Annotated in this window: 27 protein-coding genes; 14 read left to right on the top strand and 13 right to left on the bottom strand. The window is 31.5% G+C overall.

The window, feature by feature from the left end:
* The first annotated feature begins 26 nt into the window (after nt 1-26).
* Nucleotides 27-392, top strand: a complete 366-nt coding sequence (locus tag K5782_RS01620) for a response regulator (RefSeq protein WP_297463479.1) — start codon at nt 27-29, stop codon at nt 390-392.
* 28 nt (nt 393-420) lie between these two features.
* On the opposite strand, the gene K5782_RS01615 is transcribed toward K5782_RS01620, so the two are convergent.
* From K5782_RS01615 to K5782_RS01605, 3 genes are read right to left on the bottom strand one after another with little or no spacing between them, the layout of a single operon-like run.
* A complete protein-coding gene (locus tag K5782_RS01615; RefSeq protein WP_297463478.1) occupies nt 421-708 on the bottom strand; it encodes a SemiSWEET family transporter in 288 nt (95 codons plus the stop codon).
* 9 nt (nt 709-717) lie between these two features.
* Nucleotides 718-3,276, bottom strand: coding sequence for a DNA-directed DNA polymerase I (locus tag K5782_RS01610; RefSeq protein WP_297463477.1), 2,559 nt, complete (start codon nt 3,274-3,276; stop codon nt 718-720).
* Between the two features lie 4 nt (nt 3,277-3,280).
* Complete coding sequence (locus K5782_RS01605; RefSeq protein ID WP_048109784.1) at nt 3,281-3,844, bottom strand: dCMP deaminase family protein; 564 nt, start codon at nt 3,842-3,844, stop codon at nt 3,281-3,283.
* Nucleotides 3,845-3,961: 117 nt separating this feature from the next.
* Between K5782_RS01605 and K5782_RS01600 the strand changes: the two genes are divergently transcribed.
* The 6 genes from K5782_RS01600 to K5782_RS01575 all read left to right on the top strand — a co-directional run bounded on the left by K5782_RS01600 (nt 3,962) and on the right by K5782_RS01575 (nt 9,496).
* The gene (locus K5782_RS01600) at nt 3,962-4,582 is read left to right on the top strand and encodes a Snf7 family protein (protein WP_297463476.1); all 621 of its coding nucleotides are present in this window, start codon (nt 3,962-3,964) and stop codon (nt 4,580-4,582) included.
* A 128-nt stretch (nt 4,583-4,710) separates the two neighbouring features.
* A complete protein-coding gene (locus K5782_RS01595) occupies nt 4,711-6,096 on the top strand; it encodes a cell division protein FtsZ (RefSeq protein ID WP_007550732.1) in 1,386 nt (461 codons plus the stop codon).
* Between the two features lie 6 nt (nt 6,097-6,102).
* On the top strand, nt 6,103-6,648 hold the full coding sequence (locus K5782_RS01590) for a hypothetical protein (protein WP_297463475.1): 546 nt from the start codon (nt 6,103-6,105) through the stop codon (nt 6,646-6,648).
* Nucleotides 6,649-6,868: 220 nt separating this feature from the next.
* The gene (locus K5782_RS01585; RefSeq protein ID WP_297463474.1) at nt 6,869-7,792 is read left to right on the top strand and encodes a mechanosensitive ion channel domain-containing protein; all 924 of its coding nucleotides are present in this window, start codon (nt 6,869-6,871) and stop codon (nt 7,790-7,792) included.
* 244 nt (nt 7,793-8,036) lie between these two features.
* Nucleotides 8,037-8,597 (top strand): TATA-box-binding protein, encoded by a 561-nt coding sequence (locus K5782_RS01580; protein WP_297463678.1) that lies wholly within the window; start codon nt 8,037-8,039, stop codon nt 8,595-8,597.
* A gap of 92 nt (nt 8,598-8,689) precedes the next feature.
* Nucleotides 8,690-9,496 (top strand): PEFG-CTERM sorting domain-containing protein, encoded by an 807-nt coding sequence (locus K5782_RS01575; protein ID WP_297463472.1) that lies wholly within the window; start codon nt 8,690-8,692, stop codon nt 9,494-9,496.
* A gap of 64 nt (nt 9,497-9,560) precedes the next feature.
* Here the strand turns inward: K5782_RS01575 and K5782_RS01570 are convergent, their stop codons facing one another.
* Nucleotides 9,561-10,832 (bottom strand): MFS transporter, encoded by a 1,272-nt coding sequence (locus K5782_RS01570; RefSeq protein ID WP_297463471.1) that lies wholly within the window; start codon nt 10,830-10,832, stop codon nt 9,561-9,563.
* A 258-nt stretch (nt 10,833-11,090) separates the two neighbouring features.
* On the opposite strand from K5782_RS01570, the gene K5782_RS01565 reads away from it, so the two are divergent.
* Complete coding sequence (locus K5782_RS01565) at nt 11,091-12,602, top strand: DEAD/DEAH box helicase (protein ID WP_297463470.1); 1,512 nt, start codon at nt 11,091-11,093, stop codon at nt 12,600-12,602.
* A 34-nt stretch (nt 12,603-12,636) separates the two neighbouring features.
* On the opposite strand, the gene K5782_RS01560 is transcribed toward K5782_RS01565, so the two are convergent.
* From K5782_RS01560 to K5782_RS01550, 3 genes are all read right to left on the bottom strand, one after another.
* Nucleotides 12,637-12,915: a peptidylprolyl isomerase gene (locus K5782_RS01560; protein WP_297463469.1), complete on the bottom strand. Its 279-nt coding sequence runs from the start codon at nt 12,913-12,915 to the stop codon at nt 12,637-12,639.
* 37 nt (nt 12,916-12,952) lie between these two features.
* Nucleotides 12,953-13,321, bottom strand: a complete 369-nt coding sequence (locus tag K5782_RS01555) for a response regulator (RefSeq protein WP_297463468.1) — start codon at nt 13,319-13,321, stop codon at nt 12,953-12,955.
* Between the two features lie 86 nt (nt 13,322-13,407).
* Nucleotides 13,408-14,016 carry a hypothetical protein gene (locus K5782_RS01550; RefSeq protein ID WP_297463467.1) on the bottom strand — a complete coding sequence of 203 codons (609 nt, stop codon included), beginning with the start codon at nt 14,014-14,016 and terminating at the stop codon, nt 13,408-13,410.
* A 171-nt stretch (nt 14,017-14,187) separates the two neighbouring features.
* Between K5782_RS01550 and K5782_RS01545 the strand changes: the two genes are divergently transcribed.
* The 4 genes from K5782_RS01545 to K5782_RS01530 all read left to right on the top strand — a co-directional run bounded on the left by K5782_RS01545 (nt 14,188) and on the right by K5782_RS01530 (nt 15,671).
* Entirely contained in the window at nt 14,188-14,403 is a 216-nt protein-coding gene (locus K5782_RS01545; RefSeq protein WP_297463465.1) for a hypothetical protein, read from the top strand.
* A gap of 134 nt (nt 14,404-14,537) precedes the next feature.
* On the top strand, nt 14,538-14,912 hold the full coding sequence (locus K5782_RS01540) for a response regulator (RefSeq protein WP_297463464.1): 375 nt from the start codon (nt 14,538-14,540) through the stop codon (nt 14,910-14,912).
* 58 nt (nt 14,913-14,970) lie between these two features.
* Nucleotides 14,971-15,201: a hypothetical protein gene (locus K5782_RS01535; RefSeq protein WP_297463463.1), complete on the top strand. Its 231-nt coding sequence runs from the start codon at nt 14,971-14,973 to the stop codon at nt 15,199-15,201.
* 104 nt (nt 15,202-15,305) lie between these two features.
* Complete coding sequence (locus tag K5782_RS01530) at nt 15,306-15,671, top strand: response regulator (protein WP_297463462.1); 366 nt, start codon at nt 15,306-15,308, stop codon at nt 15,669-15,671.
* Nucleotides 15,672-15,687: 16 nt separating this feature from the next.
* On the opposite strand, the gene K5782_RS01525 is transcribed toward K5782_RS01530, so the two are convergent.
* Entirely contained in the window at nt 15,688-16,092 is a 405-nt protein-coding gene (locus tag K5782_RS01525; protein WP_297463461.1) for a pyridoxamine 5'-phosphate oxidase family protein, read from the bottom strand.
* On the bottom strand, nt 16,089-16,367 hold the full coding sequence (locus K5782_RS01520; protein ID WP_007550713.1) for a hypothetical protein: 279 nt from the start codon (nt 16,365-16,367) through the stop codon (nt 16,089-16,091). Before K5782_RS01520 ends, K5782_RS01525 begins: the two co-directional genes overlap by 4 nt.
* A 71-nt stretch (nt 16,368-16,438) precedes the next feature.
* On the opposite strand from K5782_RS01520, the gene K5782_RS01515 reads away from it, so the two are divergent.
* Entirely contained in the window at nt 16,439-16,837 is a 399-nt protein-coding gene (locus K5782_RS01515; RefSeq protein ID WP_297463458.1) for a DUF2203 domain-containing protein, read from the top strand.
* Between the two features lie 114 nt (nt 16,838-16,951).
* Here K5782_RS01515 and K5782_RS01510 read toward each other — a convergent pair whose 3' ends face one another.
* From K5782_RS01510 to K5782_RS01500, 3 genes are all read right to left on the bottom strand, one after another.
* Nucleotides 16,952-17,794 (bottom strand): helix-turn-helix domain-containing protein, encoded by an 843-nt coding sequence (locus tag K5782_RS01510; protein WP_297463456.1) that lies wholly within the window; start codon nt 17,792-17,794, stop codon nt 16,952-16,954.
* A 220-nt stretch (nt 17,795-18,014) separates the two neighbouring features.
* Nucleotides 18,015-19,091: a DMT family transporter gene (locus K5782_RS01505; protein WP_297463454.1), complete on the bottom strand. Its 1,077-nt coding sequence runs from the start codon at nt 19,089-19,091 to the stop codon at nt 18,015-18,017.
* 76 nt (nt 19,092-19,167) lie between these two features.
* Nucleotides 19,168-19,722: a hypothetical protein gene (locus K5782_RS01500; protein ID WP_297463452.1), complete on the bottom strand. Its 555-nt coding sequence runs from the start codon at nt 19,720-19,722 to the stop codon at nt 19,168-19,170.
* A gap of 312 nt (nt 19,723-20,034) precedes the next feature.
* Here K5782_RS01500 and K5782_RS01495 point away from each other — a divergent pair, with 312 nt between their 5' ends.
* On the top strand, nt 20,035-20,652 hold the full coding sequence (locus tag K5782_RS01495) for a transcriptional regulator (protein ID WP_297463450.1): 618 nt from the start codon (nt 20,035-20,037) through the stop codon (nt 20,650-20,652).
* 68 nt (nt 20,653-20,720) lie between these two features.
* On the opposite strand, the gene K5782_RS01490 is transcribed toward K5782_RS01495, so the two are convergent.
* Nucleotides 20,721-21,482, bottom strand: coding sequence for a histidine kinase (locus K5782_RS01490; RefSeq protein ID WP_297463447.1), 762 nt, complete (start codon nt 21,480-21,482; stop codon nt 20,721-20,723).
* Between the last annotated feature and the right edge of the window lie 102 nt (nt 21,483-21,584).

Below are 21,584 nucleotides of genomic sequence, written 5' to 3'. Positions count from 1 at the left end.
AAGCATAATACTTCATATGATGTAAATTGAATGTTATTGTAATAGAGGATAACAAAAGTATTCGTGACATGCTTTGTGCATATATCAACGCAAAAAATCATAATGCAGTCTGTGCTGAAAATGGAAAAACCGGTTTGGAACTAATTACACAAAAAAGTTTTGATGTATTATTACTTGATCTTGCTATGCCTGTTTATTCTGGATATGACGTCATCAATGATATGATAAAGCATCAACTTATGGATAAAATTAAAGTGGTCGTTTTAACTGCCTCATCAATTTCAAATGATGAAGAAAAAAATCTTTTTCAAAAGGGAGTTAAACAAATTTGGAGAAAACCTATTGAACCAAATGATCTAATTTCTGGTTTAGAAAGTTTGAATTCTGTTTAATATTTTAAATTTTTTTAAACTTGTTATTTTATTGATTTGTATTTGCAGCTTTTTCATATCTTTTTTTCATAAATAATACTGTCATCATAAGAAAAATTGCTGTTATGTTTGTGCCAATGATAAATACATCAGAAACAATCAATCCGTAAATTAGCCACAAAATTGAGCCTCCTGAGATAAATAACATCAAATATTTTGAAACATCTTTGAGGCTCTTAGTTTTATAACCTTTGATGATTTGGTCTAACCAGCCAGTTAAAATCAATATCCCTGCAGATATTCCCAATATTGTAAGTAAAGTTCCGTCAATTTCCACTATTATTCACTAATTCCAGAAAAACTCATCTAATCCTGTTTGCTTTGGTTTTCCTAACATAGTTGAAAAATCCAAATCCATCGAAGATGTAATTTGATCCAATGTTGATTCCATAAATTCCATGTATTTCTTTGAATCTATTTCTTCTTTTTTAGCCAGCTCTACTGGTTTGACCCCTGGTTTGTTTATGATTTTAACATATGATATTTTGTCTCCTTTTTTTACCTCTCTGATTGATTCAAGCAATTTGGCAGCCCGTATGTGTTGTGGAACTGTCTTAGTATATTCAGATGGTGCTTTGCTAATCATCACATTAAATGTCAAGTCTTGGAGTGGAATCTCCTTTGACTCGACTTTTTTTGCACATGTTGCAATCTTGTCTGTGATGGCTAATTTTGCTTTTTCAAAATCTTCTATTGTTTGTACAGTTGACAATACGTCTAGTAATTCATAAAATAATTTTCTGATAAACGGCGGTGTGTGAGATTTTTTTCCAGTTAAACCTTTTACATCTACTATTCCTGATTTAGTTACGCCAAGATAGTTTTTCTTTCTGTTGCTTAGGACGCAGTATCTATACACTTTGTCTATTTCTAGATCAACCCCGTGATCTTTTTTTGCCTGTTCTATTACTTTATGAACTTGTTCATCTGTAGGTTTTTTGATAAATAATGAATCTGTGTCGCCGTATAGTACATCGATTCCAATCTCTTCGCATTTTTTGATTGTTTCTAAAATAGTGAATCTTCCAATTGCCGTTGTTGCTTCTGCCGCAGGAAGAAAATACAATGGAAATATCTCGGCACCCATCACACCATAGCTTGCATTTAAAATGACTTTGAGTGCTTGACTGACTACTGTGTACTGCTGTCTTTGTTCATCAGTTAGCGTCTCTTTTTTTGAGAGGCTCTTATAGTAATTTACTCTTAAATCTCGCAATGAGCCAATGATTATTGCTGTTAACCCATTTCTTTTGGTACATGCCCAATGATTAGTTTGAGGAATGGTATTTTTTTTACATTCACTATGAGAACACCTTACTGTTTCATATGATATGTTTCTCACTTTGATTATGCTTGGATATAGACTTGCAAAATCCATTACCACCACATCAAAATGAATTCCTTCTTTTGGATCAATAACTAGACCTCCACGATATTTTTTATCTTTGATTACTGCATCAGATGTTACCCCTTCTGATCTTCTTTCTAATTCCTCTCTTTTTGGAATTAACGCATTTCTTTGTCTGTGTTCGTAATACAATAAACTTCTAATCCATTGTGATACCCCCATTCGTGCAATATCGTCAATTGGCATCCTACCAATTCTTGATATGATTACAAGCAAGTCCATCAAAAGATCTTTGTTGAAACTTGACAGCTCATATGTTAGTAATGCATCATTGTAACAATAATTTGCAGTTTGATATAGTGTGAGTTGATCAAAATCTAATCCGTAATCAATTTTTTCTTTGTTTAATAGCGCTTTTGCTACACTGTTTAATGAAAAATCTGTGTACTTTTGACTAAATGCGTAAATCTGAAACGATCTATTTGATAAAGTTCTATACAAATCAAGATGAACTCCATGTTTTAATGTTGCAGAATCTTTCATCATGTATAATGGATTATCTTCTTTTTTAATTCCAAGTCTTTCTGCTCTGTTAAACAAATATGGTAAATCAAAATCATCTCCGTTGTATGTTAGTACAAAAGGAAACTCTTCAATTATCTTAAAAGCGTCTAAAATCATCTCTTTTTCTTTATCTGGTTCATAAAATACAATTTTGATATTTTTATCGAGTTCGTTTACGCCTTCTTCAGTTCCTTCAGTTCTTAATACAAAAATTTTATCAAACCCATCTGTTCCTTTTAGGCCAACAGCGGTGACTTTTTTTTCTGCAATTTTTGGGTCTGGAATTCTTCCGATTTCAGCCTCCACTTCAATATCGACACTTAATCTTTTGATTCTAGGGATTGGTTGATTCAACAAATCAGCCCAATTCGAAATTAATTCCTTGAATTCTTTTGGGTCAACCATATTCTCACTATCTACTTTATCCCACAACAAACTTTTCAGAGCGAGCTTGACTTCGTCTGATATTTCTAAATCATGTGGTTTTATTTTTCCATCGATTATTTCGTAATACTTTCCAACAATTAATGATCTATCATAAAGATAGTTTTCATAATATTTGATATCTGACTCCCATGTTTCAATTATGTTTCTGATACTTTTGTCTCCTGCAGTTCCTCCGATTGTAAGTGGATCAGCTACTATTATTTTTGAAAGAAGTACTTCTTCGTCTTTCATCAAATCATGTCTTCTCTCTGTTTTAATCTCTAAAATGTCATCTCTCTCTTGTAAAAAGTCAAGCTCATCTGGAGTTAATCTTGAATAACAATATGGTTTATGTCCTGATTCGTCATTCCATAAAATTAATTTTTGTGATATTGGTTCATAGAATTTCAAAACTGCAGATCTAGTTATGTTGTCATATGTTGCAGATACTAACATTGATGGTGACATCGTTGTTATTTTTTCCGTTTCTTTAATGTCCACTTGCATATGATCACTTAGAATTTTCGTATTTACTTACTAGCTCCTTTGCCCACTTAGTAATTCTACTTTTATCTAATTGAATAACTTCTACTCCAGCTTCTTTTAATAATTCAAAATCTGTTTCTGGATACGAATCAAGACATACAAATTTTTTAATTCCAATTGTTATTGCCATTTTTGTACACTCTAAACATGGGACAAACGTTGTGTATAGAATAGCTCCTGCTATGCCAGCTTCAATACCTAAAATTGCACAATGCATTATTGCATTTGCTTCTGCATGATTACAAAGACATCTATCCAACGATGCTCCTGATTCTATCTTGCCCTCCATTCTTAGTTGACAACGTTTGCATCCTCCGTCAAAACAATTTTTGATTCCGGGAGGTGTTCCGTTATACCCTGTTGCTAATTGTCTATTTTTACGAACAATCACTGCACCTACTTGTCTAGTCATGCAATTTGAACGAAGTTTAGCCAATTCTGCTTGAAGCATAAAATATTCATCCCAATTTGGTCTCTCAAAAGATTTACTCACACAAATCATGCCTATTTGTTCAATATATTGATTCATACAATTCGTTAAATTTTGACTGTCTGAACAGCTCCCATTCCACAAAACTATCTAATTTGTATAATATCTTCAACTCATTTGATTATGATCTTGTTTATTCATATAAAATAGAATTTCATGACAAATTGGAATAACCCTCAATCAAAAGGAATCTCAGACCATATTCGCGGTCTAAAAAAAGAAGCACCGATTAAACCAAGAATTCAAAATTCCCTTGTACAATTAAACAAAACCGTATCTACTCTTGATTACAAAGTAAAAACATTAGATGAAAAAGATGCAAAATTATTTAACCGAATTGTAATGGCAAAAAAAAGTCATGATATTTCCACTAGCAGAGTTCTTGCAAATGAATTAGTGGAAATCAGAAAAAATAAAAAAATTCTAAACACTTTAAAGATCTCCTTAGAACAAGTTAATCTACGATTATCTACTGTCTCTGATTTAGGTGATGCAATGGCATCATTAGGCCCAGTCATGGCAACCATGAATGCCTTAAAGCCAGCTTTAGGAAAAATCATGCCAGAAGTAAGCCGTGAATTTGAATCATTGTTTGGCATTCTCAATGAATCAATTTCTGGTTCATTTGAAGGAAGCTTTGAATTTGATGGAGCATCAAATGAAGAGACAGAAAATATACTTAAAGAAGCAGCAGCAGTTGCTGGAACTCGTGTTGGTGATAAATTCCCATCAATCCCAACTGGAATTTCATCTTCCAACTCTATCGGTCTTCAATAGACAATTAAAAAATTCATATTTTTAAACAATTTTTAAGTAAAAAAGTATCTAAACTTGATATAGTTGGTATAATTTGTTCTACTCTCTTATTAATGAGCAATGCAATATTATCTTAGGTTAAGTAAATTATGTCTAAATTAGCACCACTTCCACCAGCACCTGTTTTGATGATTTGTTTTGGTCATTGTGGAATAGGACTTGGGGCTGAATCATATCGAAGATTGCTATTAGACGTTGGAGCAGACCCTCTAAAACCAACATTGAATTCAAAAGATGAATCACGAGTTTTAAAAAGATATGGAAGCACAATTTTGAGATTTTCACCTTCATATGGTGATGGAGATATTCCGCTTATTCCAAGAGCATTACTTGTTGATCTTGATCCAAGAGCGGCTAATCTAATTTTACAATCATATCCTGACCTTTTTGCACTACGTGATCAGCATGTAATTCATGGTGCAGGAGGAGCTGCAAGAAACTGGGCAGAAGGAAAGACAAGATTCCTTGAAGAAATGAAGACAAAAGTTGATATCAAAAAACAATTGTCTGCAATTTCACCAGAACCCGTTAGAGGGTATGTTGTTCCATTTGCTATGGGTGGTGGGACTGGAAGTTCATTTTCAAGTGCATTTATCGAATACATAAAAACTAACACAAAAGAACATGCAACAATTGCCACTTTTGGATTAATGCCTGAATTTGGATGGGACCCAGTAATTTTTGAGGCAGCTGCAATTAACATCGTAATGAATTTGGAATATCAGATCAAATACAGTGATTGTTCTATTTTGGTTTCAAATAAAGCACTAAGAAAACTTGCACACCAACATGATAAGAAATTACAAAAAATTCCTTCTATTATAGATGATCTGCCAAAAGAACATGAAGTTGGTTGGAAAGATTACAAGGGAATGAACTTGATAGCTGCAAACACTATTTCGATGTTTATTTCTTCATTTGCCAGAGAAACTGAATGGGATATGTCTAACTATCGTACATGGCTTGCAACAAAAAAACCAAAATTTGCAATTCCATGGATTATGCCAGTTAGTCCGTCTGAAAGTCAATGGGGCAAAGATATGTTGACCTCTACAAAAAATAACACCATGGAAGATGTTTTAAATAAACTTGGCAAAAAGGAAGATGCATTACTATTTGATATTGATGAAAATGATATTCGAAACAATGGAAGCTCACGTGATTCTTGTTGTGTTTTAGTTAAAGTGAAAGGCGAATTTGATATTAAAGAGAGAGAAGCCATTAAAAGAATAATCAAAGATAAATTCAACATTGAAGAGTCTAGAATGATCTTTGTAAAAATCCCAATAATGGATGGGGAACAAGCAAGTATTGCGGTTCTTGTAAATACAAAGGCAATTGGACCAAAGATTTTGGAGATAGCAAAAGAAGCTGAAGAAGCATGGGACGGATACAAAGATGAATATGGTCGATGGGGTCTCTCAACTGAAGAATTTAAACAAGGCTTGATGGATGTAGTCCACCAATTTAGCTAAAAAGACATGTCTAATTTTGAATTTCTTGAAAATCTAGGCATACAAATTAAGGAAAATCGCCTAAAATTACATGATGTAGAAGACTCATTATCTAATGTAAATGTCCAACTCCATGAAATTCCTCTTAAGCGTTCAACTGAGTCGACTTTTGCAAAAATGATAGGTGTTGGATATGATGATAAGTTAGTTGAACTAGAAAAAGCAAAAGAACAATTAGAAAGAACCAAAACAGATCTTAGAAATATTATCGATAAAGACATCAACACATTCATCTCTGAGGTAAGCTCTCCGAATTTGATAATCCCTCTAGATGCAAATCCAAAAATAGTTGATGGAAAAACTGTTTACAAGTATCGAGATAACTCAAAATTCCAAAACGTTTTTGACATCTTATGTGAAATGTTGGGTCTGAGCTCTCCGCTTGTTGTTAAAGATGTAATGCTATCTCCAACTGAAATAGTCATTGCCGTTAAAGATGAATTTGAAGCAAAACAAAAATTCATCAATAGTCTTCATGAAATACAAAATACATTGTTAATTAAAAAAAAATAATCTAATTTTACAATTTAGTATGTTAAAAGCATGAAGATAAAGATGGATATACTGCGATGTATTTGTATTAATGTGGCAAATCAATTATACTGTGAAGTTTGTCATAAACTAAAGTACACTCGTTCAGACAAACAAAAAAAGTGTGAATGCAAAGATGTTATCTAGATAACAACTTTAACTCACAAGGTATAATAATCCGGCACCTTTCACGAAGAAATCCATGCAAAGCTCAAAAAAATATTTGATTGCAATATTGTCCATTTCATTAATCTTCACTAGTTTTAACTCTGCATTTGCCCAGGAAAGCTTTGTTGAAGGAATCTATGTGCCTACAACTGATGCATTAAAGGAATTTGCAATTAGCATTGCAGATAGTACTCCAAAAATAATCGCGGCAGCTATTTTACTGATTATCGGTTTTATTGCTGGTAAAATCGTAGGTAGAGTTACAACAAAGGCTGTAACAAAATTACTCCAAAAAACCAGTCAAAAGAATCAGGAACTAAACCTGGCAGAAGAGGTATATGGCAAATTTAATTCTGTAAAGCTAATTTCAGCCACAATTCGTTGGTTCGTTTACCTGTTCTTTATAGTAGCAGCAGTTAATGCATTACAGTTTGAACAACTCTCTACTGCTCTTACAAGCCTCTGGTTATGGGTTCCAAATCTCTTAGCTTTCGTATTGATAATCGTTGTTGGTTCTATCGTTGTTAATTTTGTTAGCAAATGGATTGAACACCAATTACTAGATCATCATATTGGCAGTCCACGATTAATAATATCTGTAATTAAAGCAGTAATTTATGGAATAATCTTTGCAATTGCTTTCACACAATTAGGTGTAGGTCAAGACATTATACCAATATTGGTGTCTGCATTCTCTTGGAGCATCGCAGTAGCTATTGGTGCATCAATTGCAATTGGTTTGGGATTTGCACTAAAAGACTTGATTCCGGCATCCATAATGGGTGCCTCAACTCAACGTTCTATTCTTAAGGTAGGACAAAAAGTGAAAATTGGTGACGTATCTGGAACAGTTACAGCAGCACATTTACTACATGTTATTGTGACAAATGACCAAAATGAAAGTATTGTAATTCCAACAAAAACTTTGATGAATCAAACAATTAAAATTTTTAATTAACTTTTTTAGTTAAATTCTTCATCTTATCTTAAAATTCAAATTTAATTTATTTTGTAGTATTTAGCATATTCTAATCATTTATGTGAATGATTTCTACGTGATTGTTATATTCAAAAATCACTCTATATTATTTATGAAATCCTGGAAATGTTATAGATGTGATCTTACATTCAAACAAGAACAACATGCTGCTATACACCACGATATAACAAATCACCCTTTTAATCAAATTGGAGCATAGATTCTGGCATTTACCATCCCACTTGTTTGTATTGAAAATGTAGTTGCAACTGCAACCATTGATCAAAGTTTGGATTTACATGAAATTAAAAGAAAATTTCCAAATTCAAGCTATAATCCACAACAGTTTCCTGGTGCAGTTTTTAAGATAAATTTACCAAAGACTACGACATTAATTTTCAGAACCGGCAACATGGTATGTACTGGCGCAAAATCAGAAAAACATGCGTATATTGCTCTAAATAACGTCATAAATCTTCTACGTTCAAAAAATATCAAAATTAAAAATGACGCAAATATTCTGATTCAAAATGTAGTTACAGCTGTAAATTTAGGAGGAAAAATTCTCATTGAGGAAGCAGCTAAGAAACTCCCTCGTAGTATGTATGAGCCTGATCAGTTTCCAGGACTTATCCATCGACAACTTAATCCCAAAACTGTGATGTTGCTATTTGCATCTGGTAAATTAATTTGTACAGGTGGCAAATCATCTGAACAGGCATTTAACGCGATTCATCAGATTCATTCAATGTTGGAAGAAAAGAAATTGATCTCATATGGTTAATCTCTGTTTTACTCTACTCTGATCCTAATTTTAGCAGATCTTAATTGATTTGTATAGGATAATTAATATAGAAACACTTTACAATATATGAAGTGCTCAAGATTGCTTTGCTAGTTTTAATTGCAATGTCTATTCCAGTCTCTGCTTTTGCAGAACCTATGATAGAATTGGCAACTGCTCAATCTGAAATTCATTCTTTGGATTCTGTATTAGTTACCGGTAAAATAACTGGCGTTGCTACATTCAAACCTCTTACTTTGACTGTTATCTCGCCTGATGGAGAAACTGTTTATGCTCCACAAATATCATTTGATAAAGACGGTATCTTCAAAAGATTGTTTCATCCAACACTTCCAAGTTTTAAGGATGGAACTTACACTGTAATTGCAAGTCATCCTGATACTCAAAAAACTGCAGAAATACAATTCACCGTAATAGGTTCAACAACTCTACCAAAAGGAATTCCTGTTAAATCCTCTGATTCTGGAATAATATCGACAAAACCGAGTGTCATTACTTTATCCGCTGACACTGAATTTGGTAGTGATAGAATTCTTGTATCTGGCAGTACCACTAGTTCTATAACTGATATTACATTAATTGTAACTTCGCCTCAAGGAAACTTGGTTTCAATTGCCCAAATCACGCCTGACAATACAGGTAAGTTTTCTCTTGAGATGAAATCTGGAGGTCCTCTCTGGAAAGAAAATGGTTTTTACACTATCACTGCTAATCAAGGACTTTCATCAGAGCACAAACAATCAATTAAAGTTGAAATAGATAATGGAGTTGTAGTTCCGGAATTTGGTGCAATCGCAGTGATGATCTTAGCAGTAGCAATTATCTCGATAATTATAGTGTCTGCAAAATCTAGATTAAACATAATGCCACGATTGTAGGCTAGTAATTTTTTAATAAAATCTTTTTATCTGTATTCTTGTTTTTCTACAAATTTGGTATTTGTTAAACAATTCTATGAGATAATCTATGTTTTAGATAAATTCTAAACATTAAAAGTGAAAATAATAAAATGAAAATTGCGATTAAGAATGCAGCTGAATAGCTTAATGCATTTGAAACGTAACCTGCAGTTAATGCTCCTGAAAATATCCCGACTCCAACCATGAAACTATTTACTCCCAAATACCTCCCTTCGAAACCTTTAGGAATTGCTTTGAAAAGAATTATTGAATTTGAAACACTAAAAACTGAAAATGCTGAAACCATCAAGCTAGTTGAAATTATTGCTGTTAGTAAAGAATTGATTCCAACCATACTTGGAATTAATGATGCAGCAATTATGATTCCTAAAATTCTTGGTAAATATGCTATCTGTGTAGCCCGCTCTTCTGTTATTTTTGAAATCAAACGAGGAACAAAGAAAAATATCACAAGTAATACTATTGTCTGAACCATATATACTAGAAAAACTTCAGAATTTGTAAATCTAAATTCTTTTAAAAATGGTATAAATGCTGTAAAGAAAATATTACTACCAAAATAAAATAAAAAGTTTGTAAGAAACAGTATCCCTATTTCATGAGATATTTTTCTTTGGAAAATTGATATGATTGGTTTAAAGTCATGTGGATGGGGAATCTTTGTGAATATTAGCTGAAAATGTAATCTGTTATGATTGAAAATATGCCTAATTCCATGAATTGAATGAACTACGGTATGTCTTTCAATGGTGCTTTTACTGCCCACTTTGATACTTAGAATTGTTGCAGCAAAACTCATAATTGCACAAAAAAGGAAATATGGTTTAAGATCAAAAAAAGAATCCCATATCGAACCTGCTAAAAATGCAGTTAGACTTCCCAAACTAGTTATGATTGAAATTTGTGTAAATAATTTACTCCACTGATTGTTTGGCACTGACTCCATTACAAGTACTTGTGTTACTGGACTCTTTCCGATGATGAAAAATCCTGCAATTGATGAAATTACAAAAACTAAATTCAAATTAGTTGTAAAAAATAATCCCATACTACAAATTGTAATGGCTGAAAAACAAGTAATCAAAATTGATCTTTTTATGTGAAACCTATCAATAATTTTCCCCCAAAAAACTGCACCAATAGCAGATAATGCATAATGAAGTCCTACTACAATACCGACATCAACTACATTACCCCCAAGAAAAAGCACGTACAGAGGTATGACTATGTGTAGTCCCTCAGCTGTTATGCTAGATGGCAACACAAAAAATATCCATTTTTTACTGGTTTCCAATTTCTTGCATCTCTTTCTAACCTTTTTTGTTATCTGACTTCAAAAAGCCATCATGGCTTGAAGATTTGACAGATTAACAAAAAGAATTGATTTGATAATCTCACACATTGAATGCTCAATTGGCTTGTAATTAGTTTTTGATGATTTGTACTCACAAATAATTCTGATTTAGGCATTGGTTATGATAGTAGTACATACTAGCTAATACTTTACTACACGAAAGCATAAAATCGATAAAACCCAAGTTTAGTTCAGTATATGGAATTGGAATATCTAAACAGAAAATATATACAAAAAAACTCTATTGAAAAAAGAGATTATCAAGTAAATCTTGCAAATCAGGCAATTCAAGAAAACTGTATTGTGGTATTGCCAACTGGATTGGGAAAAACCGCTATTGCATTACAGGTAATTGCGGAATATTTATCAAAAGGTATTGGTGGTGTCTTGTTTTTAGCACCCACAAGAGTCTTAGTTAACCAACATTATGAATTCCTAAAACAGCATCTTGCCATTGATGACATTGCTTTGATTACTGGTGAAGACCCAATTCAAAAACGAACAAAACTTTGGGGCAACAGTGTTATATGTGCAACTCCTGAAATTGCAAAAAATGATCTGGATCGACAAATAGTTTCTCAAGATCAATTTTGTTTAGTAGTTTTTGATGAAGTTCATCGAACTGTTGGTGATTATGCATATTCTGGGATTGCCGATAGATTTGCAAATTCTAATCTGAGAATTCTTGGAATGACTGCAACACTTCCAAGTGAAAAAGACAAAGCAACTGAATTGTTAATCCGACTACGTATCTCAAATGTTGCTGAAAGAACCGAGGATAGTCCTGATGTAAAGCCATATACTCAAGAGACAAACACTGAATGGATAAATGTTGAACTTCCTCCTGAAATGAAGGCAATTCAAATATTGCTCAAATTAGCTTTAGATGAACGATATGATATTCTTAGAAAAAATGGAATCAAACTTGCTGATCAAAAGTCATTATCTGCATTGTTACGTATTAGGCAATTTGTGTTAAATCAAAACAGACGATCTGCAAAACCACTATTCACCGCAATTCGAATTCATTATGCATTAAACATTTTGGAAGCTCACGGTATTACCTCTTTTTTGAAGTTTTGTGAGCGTGCAAAAATAAAAAAAGGTGTTGGTGTGAAAGATCTATTTGAAATTGATCCTAATTTTACAAGAGCAATACATCTTGCAAATGATGCACAATCAAAAGGAATAGAACATTCTAAAATTTTAAAATTAAAAGAAATCATTGAATCAGTTCCAGGTAAAGCCTTGATATTTACTAGCTATCGTGATTCCGTCGATGTGATTTTTAACAAGTTGACTGAAATGGGTATCTCTGCTGGAATATTGATTGGAAAGTCTGGTGAAACCGGTTTAAAACAAAAAAAACAAATCCAAACAGTTCAAGACTTTCGTGATGGTCTTTTTAGAGTTTTAGTTGCAACACGTGTAGGTGAAGAGGGATTAGATATTTCTGAAGTTAATCAGGTGATTTTTTATGATAATGTACCAAGCTCAATTAGATATATTCAAAGACGCGGTAGAACTGGAAGAAAAGATACTGGTAAGCTAGTTGTACTTATTGCAAAAGATACAATCGATGAGACATATTATTGGATTGGAAAAAGAAAAATGACTTCTGCTAAATCAATGGGTGAAAAAATGACAAAGGTACTAGAAAAAAATCAAGGTATTGAATCTAATAAAAAAGGATTAGATGCATTTTTGTAATTTTAAAAATTAAAAACTAAAGCATAATTGCTCTTTATCCGAATCTTTTGATGATGTGATATCCAAATTCTGATTTAATTGGTTCAGACATCTCGCCAATTTGTAATTTGAATGCAGCCTCTTCGAATGGTTTTACCATCATTCCTTTTGTAAAATATCCTAGATTGCCATCTCTTTTTGCACTGCCTGAATCTATGGATAATTCTTTGGCTAATTTTCCAAATTTTTCACCTTTTTTTAGACGTTCATAGATTGTAATTGCTTCACTCTGTTTTGTTACTAAAATGTGAGAACATTTGATTTTATTTGACATAATTTGTGAAATAGCAATTCATCTTTTTATTTCTTTTTTAATCTTCAAATTTTTCAATGATGTTAATAATATCTTCAATTTTAAACGGCTTGAAAATTATTGCCGTTGCATTGAGTTTTTCTAGATCCTTTATTGTGTTTGTGCTATTGTCCGCGGTGACCATTATTACCTTGGCGTTTGGATCATTTTCTTTAATTGCTTTCAAGGCGTCTATCCCATTCATCACAGGCATCATTACATCAATGAAAATAAAGTCTGGTTTGTGTTTCAGAAATAACTCTAAAGCATCTCTTCCATCGTGACCTACCCCTACTACCTTGTTACCTGTTAACTCGAAAATATCTGCAAAAACTCCTGTAATGTCAATATTATCATCAACAATTACTACTCGTTTGGATTTTTTCACATGTTTTCACATTTTTTAGAGTAAATAACTCTTCAAAATTATGATGATCGCTATTTATACAACAAATGCATTTGTGTTGATCTGTGTTACTTTGTAACAATTTGTAAAAATGAACATTGATTTTGTTGTGGTTCATTTAGCAAAACACTAGCTTTGATTTTGTTTGAGCTTATGTCTATTTTCAGATTCTTAATTATGCTTGAGTATTTGTATATTCGCTTATTTTCTTTAATTTCAAATTCAGTTGGAATTAAAAATCCCTCATCAATTAATGCATTAACTTTTCTATATCCTGATGTCTGAGGTAGACTACAATCTTTAATTATCTCATAGATTATTTTTGGTGACTCCATTACTGATTCTATGATTTTCTTTTTTTCTAAATCTCCAAATGTTTGAATTATGTTGGAATTGATATCTGGATCACAAATTATAATCCAATTCTCTGTGTTTTTCTTTGATTTTGTATCGAATATGGCATTACAAAATCTTTGTTCTAGACCTTTTGCACCTATATTTCCAAATAATTCTTTTAAAACAAAATCTAGTTTTTCAAATTCCTCCAGTGATTGATTCCACGAAATTCCGTATTTTTCAAATAATCTATTTTCGATCTTTTGGATGGTTTTTACCCCTAAATTTTGTTTAATTATATTGTTTAATGATTTTGCAATAAGATGATCTAATCCTGGCATGATTACATTAAGATATTCATACTAATTAATCTTAGTTGCATATTTTTTAACTGATAAATCTATTTTTTACTCATTTTGATATGATCTTGACCATACCCAAGCTTTCTTCATGCTATCGTTTCCAATTTTGGCAAATATTTGTTATATTCTAATATTTTGATTATTAATACGATGACTGTGATAAAGATCGCAAAATTGCCTACTTTTTTAAATAAGATTATTGATGATGTCACTGTTATAGGACTATCTGCTCAAATGCTTGAACTTCGCTTTAAAAAATCACTTGATGACGAAACAAAAATGTATTTTCAACAAATTAAAAATCGCTGTAATGTAATATCAAAAAATATCTATGAAAATGCAAATCACTTTCCTTCTCACAATTAATTATCTAGTTTATAATTTTTAGTAGGTTTATCCTGTCTTGGAATATATTTTTCAATGTTTAACTTATGAAAATCTTATGTTATTTAATAAAATAACATACGGTAGAATATTGGGTATATATGAAAAATTATTGTATGAATGGCTCAGTAATATTAATTGACGACGACGAAGATATACTGGATTTGCTCTCTGAATATCTCCTTCTTGAAGATTTTAATATTATGGGAACTGGCACTGATGGATTACAAGCAGTTAATTTGTATGCTAAATTAAAACCTGATTTTGTATTGATGGATATTGCAATGCCTAATTATGATGGACTGTATGGTCTAGAACACATAAAAAAAATTGATTCAGACGCTTCTGTAATAGTGTTAACTGGAAATAGTGATAAATCAATAACTCAAAAAATTATGCAATTAAAACCAACTATGATTTTAGAAAAACCATATCCCGTTGAAAAACTAGTTAGTCTTTTAAAGTCTATAAAGAATCCTATTCCATCTTGATATTCTTTTAACTACCTGTCTCAAAAGTTATTAGTAATATCAATTATCATAGTTTTGATTGCCTTTTAAGATTCAGTATAAATTTAATGACGATCCAAAAATCTATCACTGCGTAGTTTCATATGCTCAGTATAGGAATTTCTGTGGACTGCCAATAATTCAGGAATGCAAAATAATTAAAGGAAATGAAACAACCACAAAAAAGAGCCTGGATGAAATTCAACGAGCTCTTGATTTGGCATATCAAAAAGATACCAGTCATATTCGTAAATTAGCTGAAAACACTTGATTGTTATCTTTCGTGCGTAATCTTTATCTGCAACATTAAATTAAATTTCAGTTTGCGCAAATGCACAAACTAATTTTTATGAATATATCTATACATAGAACACTATGAAAATATTACACATCGAAGATGTTCCAGAAATCAGTGAAGTATTTGCAGATATACTTATGACTAAAAATCATCATTTTGAAAGTGCAACTGATGGAAAAAAAGGCCTGAATATGGTGTTGAAAAATAATTATGATCTAATTTTGCTTGATATGTGCATGCCTAATTATAGTGGGATTGATTTTCTTCTGGATTTAAATGATAAAAAATCCTCTGAAATTAGAAAAGTTGTTGTAGTAAGTGCGCTGGAACTTGATAAATATCAGATTAAATTTCTCAAAGAACTAGGCGTTCGTTCAACACACCAAAAACCAATTTCAGTTCAAGGTCTTTTGGCTCAAATAGAACCTGAAATTGCAACTTAATCATTAATTTTTCCATTTATTTCTTATTTATTCCCCAACTTGTTTTGTTTGTAGATATAATTTTAAGAAACGGTGCTTCATTTTCTTTCCATGGTTCATTTCTAACCCATGGGAATTTATCTTCAAATTTTTTGTATATGTCTAAAAACTCTTTTCCTTTTTCTAATATTTCCACTCTGCCCTGAATACAAACCGCCTTGTGCTTTCCTGATTCATAAATATCAATTGTTACACTTGTTTTTGGATTTATCTTCAAATTTTTAAACGTCCTAGTTTGATAATCTGTTGCAATGAAAATAAATCCATTATGAAAAATATATGATACTGGCTTTACATGTGGAATATCTGAATGAGATGTTGCAATTCTAGCTTCTTCTATAGATTGAAGAAATACTTCTTCATCTCTGGTAAATTCTATCAACTAAAGATCTTTTCTCTTATCTCTGGGATGTATTTGTATATGATGTCTCTTACTTTCATTTGTTCTTCGGCTGAAGGCATTTCTGTTTGCGTGCTTAATAATGCCCCTGTCATTCCAAGTGCCATACCCATAATCATTCCATAAACAAATTCTTGTGGATTTTCTACTTTAAGTGATTCTTGATTTTGTTTTATGTCTTCTAGATATGCAGGAATTGTTAATGCTGCCCCGTTGATTGTTTGAGTAATTAATCCTTCAATTTCTTCTTCATTCATAATATTTCATCAAAATTAATGATAATAAATTTGCACCTAAGATATTTAATCAAGTGCGAAGTGGTTACAACATGTTTTCATATTTTACCATAAATGAAGCAAATCAAGCCCTACCAGATGTAATCAAGAAATTTGAGTTTACACTAGCAAAAAAGAATGAGATCTCTAAATTGGAACATGAAATCCAAACAAGTATGTCTACTGACTCATTTGAAGTCTATATCTTACTTAAGCAAAAACTCAATTCTGCAATTACTACATTTTATGAAGCACTAGAAATGCTTGAAAATACCGGTGTAGTAGTTAAAAGTGTAGAGCAGGGTTTACTTGATTTCCCATCTAAACGATTTGACCAAGAAGTTTGGCTCTGTTGGAAATATGGTGAAACTGAAATAAAATTTTGGCATGAAAAAGATTCTGGATTTATGGGAAGAAAACCCATTGAAGTAAGTGACGAGTCTTTAATTTAGAATCGTTTTGCTATCTGTTTAATGAATGATCTTTTCTAAGATCATACCACCCATTAACTAAGTGTAATACGAAACTATCTTTGTCTTCTGTACAATATCCACAACTGCATCTGCTCAATTTGAATCTCCTATGCTTTCGTTTGACCAATAATTGTTAAACAATAAAGATTTTGAATAAATTATTGTCTCTGAATTGGTACAAATTGCTCTCATCTCTCTATTGCTTCCTGTTGAATTTTTAATAAAAAATAACACTTCATCATCATCTTTGATCAGAAAGCACAAATTATCTTTTACAGTTGGGCATAATTCTTTAATTTTTGTTTTATCCATATTTTTGAAAATGTATTGTGATTTTTTTGAAACAGGTGATAGTATTTTGTAATCAATATTGCGCTCTTTTAATGCTTCTAAGAAATTTGCATGGTAAAATTTTATCATGTCTTTTTCTGAACCGAGTATTCTGCATTCATTTTTTGCATTTAATATCATGTCAAATATCTTGCTATTTACCTGATTACCCCCTTGAAGTACTTGGAATTTCTCTTCTGGTTCTTCATTGGGATCTATTGAGACTCCTGGAATTTTTTCCCATAATTTTTCTAAAATTGGGCCTGATTTTTTTAATTTTTTTAGGCGCTCAGTTTCTGTACTGACCAAAACATGAATTGCTTCCTGTATGGGTAATGCTGAGAATTTAATTGGATGCTCAAAAGTTGCAGAAACTATTCCTTTGTTTTGTAATGCAGTTAACAAATGATATGTTTCGCTTCTTGGAATATCTGCAGCCTTGGCAATATCTGATGCTGATCGTTGACCTACCTTTCCAAGGTAAAAAAACACCTTTACTTGATTTGGGGTCAATCCAAATGTACTGAAATATTCTTTTATCTCTTCATAATTGGCTTTATCTACGGGAAAATTGCCTAATTGTAGCATGCTTGTGGCTGTTTCCATTATTGGAAATGATTATTTTTTGCTTATAACTCTGATCGCGTAATTGTGTACACATACATACACTTCACTACATTTGAATTATTTTCTGAATTATTCATGCCTGCTTTGTCTTGAAGTAAAATGAAAATGATGCGTATTTTTTATCGTATATCGAAACTGATTTTATAAAATTATTTTTGAGCCTAATTTCATTATGTGGTAATAATGGTATTTTTTAGGATTAACCTATGCCTGAATTTGGAAATACTTGACTGATCTTTTCAGCAACTTTATTGTGAATCCATTTAGAAACATTTGATGTTTTTCTCTTCTTTGTAAACGATACATGGTTTGCATGACTACGGTTACTAGTTTTATGCTTTGGACCAATAGTTTCTGTCTCTGCAAGTCTGTTTCTAAGCAAAAATATTCCTGATAATACTAGAACTACTGATATGATATCTGTAAATGTGACTACTTCTGAAAGAATTAATCCTGAAAAAATAATTCCAAATATTGATGTGGTTGAGTATAACAATACTGTTCTTACTGCTCCTATTAGCTTCAAACCCATCAAGAAAAATAATGTAGACATACCCGTACCTGCTATTGACATTACCAAAATATTTGGAATTTGTGCCAATTCAATATCAATCGGAATCTGAAATAGTGCAATAATTGAGATTGTAATTGCAGCGCATGTAAATGATACAACTTGTACTGTTTTTTTTACATCAAATCGTTCACTTAGATATTTACATAAAGTAATGTCTATAGCATACAATAATCCTGAAAATATTATTAGTAAATCTCCTGTTACTAGACTAAAACTGAAATCATTCTGATAAAGATCATTTCCTATTGGAATTATCATCATTCCTATGATGATCATTGAAAAAGGTATGCATTCTTTGATGTGTAGTCTTTCTTTGAATACTAACATTGCAATAACTAGTGCAAAAATGATTTCACTATTGCTGAATATTGATGCGTTTACTGCCGTAGAAGTACTTATTCCATAAAAATAAGTAATTAATCCTGCTCCTTCTGTAATTCCAATTAATAACATGAATGTGATGTCTCTTCTGCTTATTTTGGAAATTTTTGGTGATTTTTTTACAAGCGGTGTGAAGAATACCCCACAGATAAAATACACTAAAAATGCCATGACGATGGGATTGATCTCAATTTGACTGGTTCCAACTTCTAACATTGGTTTACTAAGTACGTGTACTAATGCTGCTAATGCTGCCGCTATGATAATGAAGTAATACCCATAATGGGATTTCCTTGCAATATCCAATACGCTCATTCCCATATTTGGAAATGTGCCGATCCTTAAGAATATTATCCTTTGAGTCTAGAAAATTTGAGTTTTCTTGAGCCTAGGTTTTCTATTCATCTCCTATTTTGACAATTTCAAATGAGAACCCTTGACTATTATAGTCCTCATTGATGATTCTATACTCTATCTCGTTTAGTATTGAATTCATCTGTTTAATTATAAACAATGGCCAATTTTTGCCAAGATCATGCTGAATGATGATTTTAATTGAGGTGTTGATAGGAATAATTCTTAACTGTACATTCATACTTTGACATCTCTTCTTGAAAAGATCTAAAATTGAATCTAGATTGATGTGCCCGTAAAAGTAATTTAAGGAATTTTTTAGATCAACTGTTCCAGTAGTTTCAGCAATTTTTTGAATTTTTTCTTTTGTATTTGAATCCATTAATTCTCTAAATGTAGATCTAAACATAGATACCCATCCCATTTCATTTGCTAATTCATTCCAATTGACTTGTTTTTCTAAAAGATGATTGATCAAAGTATTGAGACTGATTTTTTGCTCATTTGATTTTTCATGTAGCTTATTGCTAAGGTCTGAATCTATTCTAATGGACACATTATCTGTCTTTCTTAATATACCATTTTCTTGTAATGTCAATTAACTCGATCTCCTTTTCTATATGCTAAATTCATATTCCTAACTACTTATTTCCACTTTTGGTGATATGCATTGGTATGTTATGTTGAGACACTTACTACTTTGTACAAATTACTACATGATGCTCACTTGTGTTGAAATGTAATTATGTGTGCGTGATCATCGAAATTACGTGCAACTTTTTTAAGCGATCACTTTTTTTTAAATAATGCATATGAATGATTATTATATTATTTTATGATATTTTTCAATGTGTTATTTCAAAATAATTATGACAATTAGTTTAATAGACATGATGTTTACATTCAAACATTGACAAATAGCTTGGATAATTTATTGGCCCCAACGTTACGTAAATCGATCGAGATAAATCTTGGTAAGCCCACATTAAATAAAATTGAACAGCGTTTAATGGAACGCTATGGGTTGGGTCTAGTTCAGGCAATAAAGGATTTTCACAAGTTTGATGGTGTTTTAAGAGAATTTTTTGGAGCTGGTGCAGATGGACTGGAAACAAAATTCTTACAAAATATAATTGATCTTAAACAACAAAAGAAAGCAGTTGATAACTGGATTATAATTAAAGATCAAGAATTGGCTAAAGTATTTTTAGAATCATTTGCAGATGAAGACAAAAAAGCAATAATTGGAACTGTTTTAGACAGATCTCTTATCATCGCTGATATTTTAGATGCTTGCCATGTTCCACAAACATCTGGATATCGAAAGATTAACCAACTAATTGAATCTGGATTGTTAATCTCCAATGATTACACAATATCTTCAGATGGTAAAAAGATAAAAAAATATGAATCCATATTTGATAATGTGAAGATGGATATTGAAAAAAATGTAGTTGTAGTTAAAGTCCAACTGAAGAAGACTTCACTCCATGATAGTATGATACTACAAACTATTCCTGCTAGATAGATTTTAACAAATACGTTCAATAATTTCTATTTTTGATATTTGTTGTAAAAAATTTAGTATATTATAATTTAGATGGATGTTTTATGTTTGTAAAGTGCATAAAGAATTAGAAGATATGCTGCATACCAACAAAGATTTACTGGATGTCCTAAGGAATATGATTCAATTACCTCGATATAATAATACCACACATCTCCAATCAAATTAATTGTGATTCCTAACACTAGGACAAGCCATGCTGTTCCTACTAATCCTCCTCTGAAAATACTTGCTGCATGAATAGCTAATCCTAATGTTGCTGATGATGCCGCTACAAAAATTATTCCATAAAAGAAATCAAAACTTCCATAGTCCTCAATTGTTAAACCAAGATATGTTGACGTGGCAATTAATGGAATACTTATAATTATCAGTACGCCTAATTTTGATAATTTAGGAGCAAAAAATCTTACATTGATAATTAAATAAATCACTATCATTGGATAAAACATAAAGAAAAACACATCTGCAATTGATGGGTATGGTTCTAAATCTAACCATTGTTCATATATGAAGTAAGTGAACTCTGCAAATAACATGAATAGAAATGCTATTGCTAACATGTTGTATGCTTTGGCATATACCAAAGTACCCGTGTATCTTCTTGCAACTATAAAACCAACAATTGCAACACTAGCTGGTATACTCATTGAAAACATGTATACTAATAGATCTGATTCTTCTGTATTGTTTACAAGAAAATGAAATCCTAATACTAATCCAATAATGATCGCTAATATTTTGTAATTAATTGAACTTACTAGCTTATCTGGAACAATCTCAGGACTCATGATGTCAGTATTGATTAATTTTATTTAATATTTTAAGTTTGAAATTGATACATGATAGTCAATTTTTATCATATTGTATACCAATGTCTTGTGGTATACTTT

The organism is Nitrosarchaeum sp., from assembly GCF_025699065.1.
Classification (GTDB): Archaea; Thermoproteota; Nitrososphaeria; order Nitrososphaerales; family Nitrosopumilaceae; genus Nitrosarchaeum.
The sequence above is the reverse complement of the archived record's forward strand: the minus strand, read 5'-3'. Positions and strand labels throughout refer to the sequence as shown.

Bases quoted from the DNA above. Each gene is read 5' to 3' on its own strand.
- K5782_RS01610 (WP_297463477.1), bottom strand. From the start codon at position 3,276: ATGCAAGTGGACATTAAAGAAACGGAAAAAATAACAACGATGTCACCA.
- K5782_RS01605 (WP_048109784.1), bottom strand. From the start codon at position 3,844: ATGAATCAATATATTGAACAAATAGGCATGATTTGTGTGAGTAAATCT.
- K5782_RS01600 (WP_297463476.1), top strand. From the start codon at position 3,962: ATGACAAATTGGAATAACCCTCAATCAAAAGGAATCTCAGACCATATT.
- K5782_RS01595 (WP_007550732.1), top strand. From the start codon at position 4,711: ATGTCTAAATTAGCACCACTTCCACCAGCACCTGTTTTGATGATTTGT.
- K5782_RS01590 (WP_297463475.1), top strand. From the start codon at position 6,103: ATGTCTAATTTTGAATTTCTTGAAAATCTAGGCATACAAATTAAGGAA.
- K5782_RS01585 (WP_297463474.1), top strand. From the start codon at position 6,869: ATGCAAAGCTCAAAAAAATATTTGATTGCAATATTGTCCATTTCATTA.
- K5782_RS01565 (WP_297463470.1), top strand. From the start codon at position 11,091: ATGGAATTGGAATATCTAAACAGAAAATATATACAAAAAAACTCTATT.
- K5782_RS01560 (WP_297463469.1), bottom strand. From the start codon at position 12,915: ATGTCAAATAAAATCAAATGTTCTCACATTTTAGTAACAAAACAGAGT.
- K5782_RS01550 (WP_297463467.1), bottom strand. From the start codon at position 14,016: ATGCCAGGATTAGATCATCTTATTGCAAAATCATTAAACAATATAATT.
- K5782_RS01545 (WP_297463465.1), top strand. From the start codon at position 14,188: ATGACTGTGATAAAGATCGCAAAATTGCCTACTTTTTTAAATAAGATT.
- K5782_RS01540 (WP_297463464.1), top strand. From the start codon at position 14,538: ATGAATGGCTCAGTAATATTAATTGACGACGACGAAGATATACTGGAT.
- K5782_RS01530 (WP_297463462.1), top strand. From the start codon at position 15,306: ATGAAAATATTACACATCGAAGATGTTCCAGAAATCAGTGAAGTATTT.
- K5782_RS01520 (WP_007550713.1), bottom strand. From the start codon at position 16,367: ATGAATGAAGAAGAAATTGAAGGATTAATTACTCAAACAATCAACGGG.
- K5782_RS01515 (WP_297463458.1), top strand. From the start codon at position 16,439: ATGTTTTCATATTTTACCATAAATGAAGCAAATCAAGCCCTACCAGAT.
- K5782_RS01510 (WP_297463456.1), bottom strand. From the start codon at position 17,794: ATGGAAACAGCCACAAGCATGCTACAATTAGGCAATTTTCCCGTAGAT.
- K5782_RS01505 (WP_297463454.1), bottom strand. From the start codon at position 19,091: ATGGGAATGAGCGTATTGGATATTGCAAGGAAATCCCATTATGGGTAT.
- K5782_RS01490 (WP_297463447.1), bottom strand. From the start codon at position 21,482: ATGAGTCCTGAGATTGTTCCAGATAAGCTAGTAAGTTCAATTAATTAC.